We start from the raw sequence: 4,147 nt of genomic DNA on the forward strand, positions 1-4,147 counted from the left end.
ATCTGTTCCTTGAAGTCCAAGCCAGCCTCGAAGAGCATGTCCGATTCGATTTTGACCGAAGGAAGAAGAGAAGGAGAGGAAGCCATCTTCTCATAGTCGCGTGCGTAGAGGGCAAGCGCCTTCGCAGGATCATGAGCTTCATGTGGCGTCCACGTATCTCCGGGATACAAAATAATTGGTTCGGCATCCGTTTCTTCCCGCAAAAGACGGTACACACTGTCTACTTTATTGATTGCATCATTCATGTAATAGTTTTCGTCGTGACAAAACCAGGCGAAGCTGGCGAAGGGAATCACGTAGAGAGGTTGAAGGATTTCCACCTGTTTTTTTACCCGGGCGAGCTTTTCCATGGCTCGTTTTTTGCGGAGCAGGAAGTCTTCCTTGTTCCCCGCCCAGCCTGCATAAGAGAATTGCGTCCATAATAGATCGATGTCACCGACAAGGTTTAGGATATCCTTGGCTTCCTGTGTGGTGCTGACCTCGCAATCGTTCAGGTTCAGAATCGTCATGTCAGCTGTCTTGATGCACAGCCAGGAATCGCCGACAGGAAACGGCCGACACAAAACAGAGACATCGTCGGACAAGGAGTACCATTTGTCCGGAGAGAGCTCAATGACTTGCTGAAAGCCAAAGGTACGGCACCATTCGATCACTTTTTTATCGGCTGACTGCTGGTAGAGAATCGTGATTCGCTTGCGATACTCCTCGGGTATGGTTCGGAGGCTCTGTGGATGAAAATGATCCGGATGCTCATGAGAAAACCATATATGCGTAATATCGGCAAAATCCTCAGAGGCGAAGCGGGTCTTGGCTAACAAGCCCCAGCCGTTATCAAAGGCAGTTCCCGTAAGCCAAGGATCGGTCATTAATTTGATAGAATCATGTTCCCATAAAAATGAAGCGTGGTTGACCATTTGAAATTTCATGTGATTTGTCTCCCTATGTATACTAGCGATTTGCTAAAAGGGATGATCCTGTCGGGGAGAAAAACGTGACAAGATTTGAAAAAATATTTTTTCAGGGATGTGTGTCACAAGCTGTGCATGAGGAGGATCGTAACAAGTGAACAGCAATCAACGAGTCGAAAGGATGAACCGACATGAAAAAGCAAGCACTTGTTACCGTTAGCATGGCAGCACTCCTTCTCTCAGCAGTATCCCCATTCGGGATCGCACAGGCACAAACCAACATGGTAGTCGCTGCGAATAAAGCTCAAGTGATCACATTTGATCAGCTCGTCAAAGAAATGGATAAAAAACAACCCGTCTCCATGTACATCGAATCGACGCACACATCAAAAGCAAAGCAGGGCACCCAGACCCAAAAGGCTAAAACTTGGGATAACACGGTCAAAGGGGAATGGAGAGAGGAAATCTCAGACGGGAAAAGGATTCAGCATGCCGTAGGGAAGGCAGGGCAGGTGGCAGCGTATCAAGAAGGTGGCAGAGGATTTGTCCACTCGGCAACGATTGGCACATACGATAATGAAATCAACAAGACGAAGCGAGAGCTACAGCGCTTGAAAGTGGCGTTGCCAGATTCGAAGGTGGCGATTACCGTGAAGGAAGCACAACTGTTGAATCGAGCCGTGTATCATGTCGCGAAAAAAGAAGAGGCGAAAATCGATGGCAGGCTGCACCATTACGAGGATGACCTGTGGATAGACAAAGAGACAGGGCTGCTGCTCAAGCGCACCTTCACCCACAATCAAGCACAAGCATTTTCGTACACCGTAGACAAGGTGAATTTCCAACCCGTATTTGATGAGAAAACATTCGAAGTGAGCATTCCAGCGGGTGTGGAGCAGGGCAAGTTTTCCCCTGAGGTGGAAAAGGTAGTAGCCGAGGTGACGAAGATTTTCCCAGACACTGCACAGTTTTCCGATTATGATGATTACGGCATCGAAGGTAATTGGCAACTCCTGAAAATGCTTGAAGCGCAAAAACGGGTGTACAGTCCGACCCCTCGAGCAGAAGCTCTCGTTATCATGGATACCCGTACAAACGAATTGAGTAAAGTAATGATCCAAAATCCAGATTGGGTGTCGAAAAAGCTCCCTGCCGAGAAGGTGGCAAAAGAGAAAGCAGCAGCTTTCCTGAAGCAGCTTGTTGGCGATCAAGCAAGCCAATATAAAGCAGAGGCAAAGGTCGAGCGGGGCGGTGGCGGTGCCATTTTTGAAGACTACGACTATAGATTTGTGACAGCAGATGTGACGTTCCGTTCAGCCACAGGCAAGGGAATCACGATCTCCGTCGATGAAGCGGGTCGTATCGTAGGTTTTCGGTATACGGATGAGTAAGAAAGAGATAGGGAAAACAGTCGCTTGCATTTGCTGGCGACTGTTTTTTATGTGGAGCCAATCGTTGGTTTTATCCGATAAAACGAATAATTTCTTCCTTCGCTTGTCTGGTTTTCGCACGTGGCTCATTTTTCCGATAACCAAAGGCCACCATGCAAGCGACGCCAAAGCGGTCTCTGTCGAGGAGCCCCTCCGACGCAAGGATATCCTCGACCTTTTCTTTTGAAAAGCCTTCAATGGGGCAGGAATCAATGCCGATCATAGCAGCAGACGTCATCATATTGCCAAGTGCGATGTAGGTCTGTCTGGATGCCCATTCGAACATGACTCGCTCGTCTTCAAACAGGGCGAAATCGTTTTTCAGGAAATGATCGTAAGCGGCGCCTTTTTGCTGTACGACGTTTTCCGGCAAGTCCTGCGTTTCTTTCATGATATGCTGGATATATTCGGAATCAGCGGCCATTTCCTGTTTGGTCCGCGCTAGTACGATGACGAAATGGCTTGCGGTCGGCAGTTGCTTTTGCGCACCCCATGTGACTGGTAACAGCTTCTCTCTAAGAGCTGGATTTTGCACCACGAGGAAGTTCCATGGTTCAAAGCCAAAGGAGCTAGGCGACAGGCGAGCTGTCTCCATAATAAAGTCAAAGTCTTCCGTTGCAATTTTTTTAGCTGTATCAAACTCTTTGCAGGCATGTCTGAATTGATAAGCTTCTATGATTTGATCTTTACGCATGATCTCAACCTACTTTCGAATAAGTTTATGATACCGTTGATAGAAAATGGGCGATTTCCTCGATGAGGGTCTCTCCCTGATTTCACGAGATGACGAGTATTGGGACTGTGATTCCACTCAGCAATCGACGAATATGGATGCGACTCTCCAGCTCGAATCTTTCACGGGAGCGGGACCGTTTTCCGCCACTGCGTAAGCGATGTCGACTGGGCCTACCCTACTTGCTTTTCTATAAGCTCCCTCCTTTAAAAGTGTTTTACAAAACTGAGCATACCGAATACACTAAAGAAAAGTAAGTACGCACTTTTTCGGTTAATACTTACGAAAAGGGAAGTGAGTGGGATGAAGAAGAAACCAGCGATGAGGTACCTGTTAAATGGCAAGGAATATCCTTGCCCGATCGAGCTTGCCGTCTCGGTTTTTGCGGGACGATGGAAGGTATCAATTATTTGTCAGCTGTTCAAAGGGAAAAAAAGATACGGAGAGTTAAAGAAAAATATAATCGGTGTGAATCATAAAATGCTGGCAGAACAATTGCGGGAGTTGGAGGAAGCGGGAATCGTCAAGCGTGAAGTGTATCCTGTCGTTCCGCCAAAAGTAGAGTACGAGTTAACCGAGCTAGGGCAAGGCTTGGGACCTGTTATTGAGTATTTGCGGGAATGGGGAGAACATTTTCAAACAGAGGAACCAGAAGAGTCACTATCTACTGCTCACGGGTCATGAAAACCGCCACCTGAAAGGGTGGTTTTTTCTTTTTTGTAACCTCCCTGAAGTTTTTCCGACTATTACATAGGACAAAAAACAAACACAAAAATTCCTTGGGAGGGAACAACTGTGAAACATACAAAGAAATTGGCAAGCACGTTACTAATGGCAAGCCTGTTGGCGACAACTCCGCTATGGCTGCAACACCCGGCGTTGACCGTACAAGCCGTGGACAATCAAGGGCAGGAAGTAAAGCTCTCACCAGCAGCAGAAAAAACACTCCAGACGCTCTACACCATCCAGCCTGAATTGAAAAATATGGACAAAAAGATGAACGGGCCGAAAAACGGTATATACGAGCTGCGCTTTGATAAAGAAATTGCCCCAGGCAAGATGGAGCTGTATGCAAT

The 4,147-nt window shown here is 47.2% G+C and carries 4 protein-coding genes and 1 pseudogene; 3 read left to right on the forward strand and 2 right to left on the reverse strand.

The genetic code is table 11. From position 1 onward, the window contains the following. Positions 1–926 (reverse strand): MBL fold metallo-hydrolase (locus tag C7R94_RS28285; RefSeq protein WP_146142836.1); only part of this gene is annotated, 926 nt, incomplete at its 3' end. Between the two features lie 173 nt (positions 927–1,099). Here C7R94_RS28285 and C7R94_RS28290 point away from each other — a divergent pair. Further along, positions 1,100–2,299, forward strand: a complete 1,200-nt coding sequence (locus C7R94_RS28290) for a hypothetical protein (protein ID WP_106785883.1) — start codon at positions 1,100–1,102, stop codon at positions 2,297–2,299. Between the two features lie 70 nt (positions 2,300–2,369). Here the strand turns inward: C7R94_RS28290 and C7R94_RS28295 are convergent, their stop codons facing one another. Beyond that, a complete protein-coding gene (locus C7R94_RS28295) occupies positions 2,370–3,032 on the reverse strand; it encodes an NAD(P)H-dependent oxidoreductase (RefSeq protein ID WP_106785884.1) in 663 nt (220 codons plus the stop codon). 342 nt (positions 3,033–3,374) lie between these two features. On the opposite strand from C7R94_RS28295, the gene C7R94_RS28300 reads away from it, so the two are divergent. Both C7R94_RS28300 and C7R94_RS28305 read left to right on the forward strand, forming a co-directional pair. Beyond that, on the forward strand, positions 3,375–3,755 hold the full coding sequence (locus tag C7R94_RS28300; RefSeq protein WP_106657129.1) for a winged helix-turn-helix transcriptional regulator: 381 nt from the start codon (positions 3,375–3,377) through the stop codon (positions 3,753–3,755). A gap of 111 nt (positions 3,756–3,866) precedes the next feature. Continuing rightward, positions 3,867–4,147 (forward strand): annotated as a pseudogene (locus C7R94_RS28305) (YcdB/YcdC domain-containing protein); the annotation flags it as partial.

It is taken from the genome of Brevibacillus sp. NRRL NRS-603, from assembly GCF_003013445.1.
GTDB lineage: Bacteria > Bacillota > Bacilli > Brevibacillales > Brevibacillaceae > Brevibacillus > Brevibacillus formosus.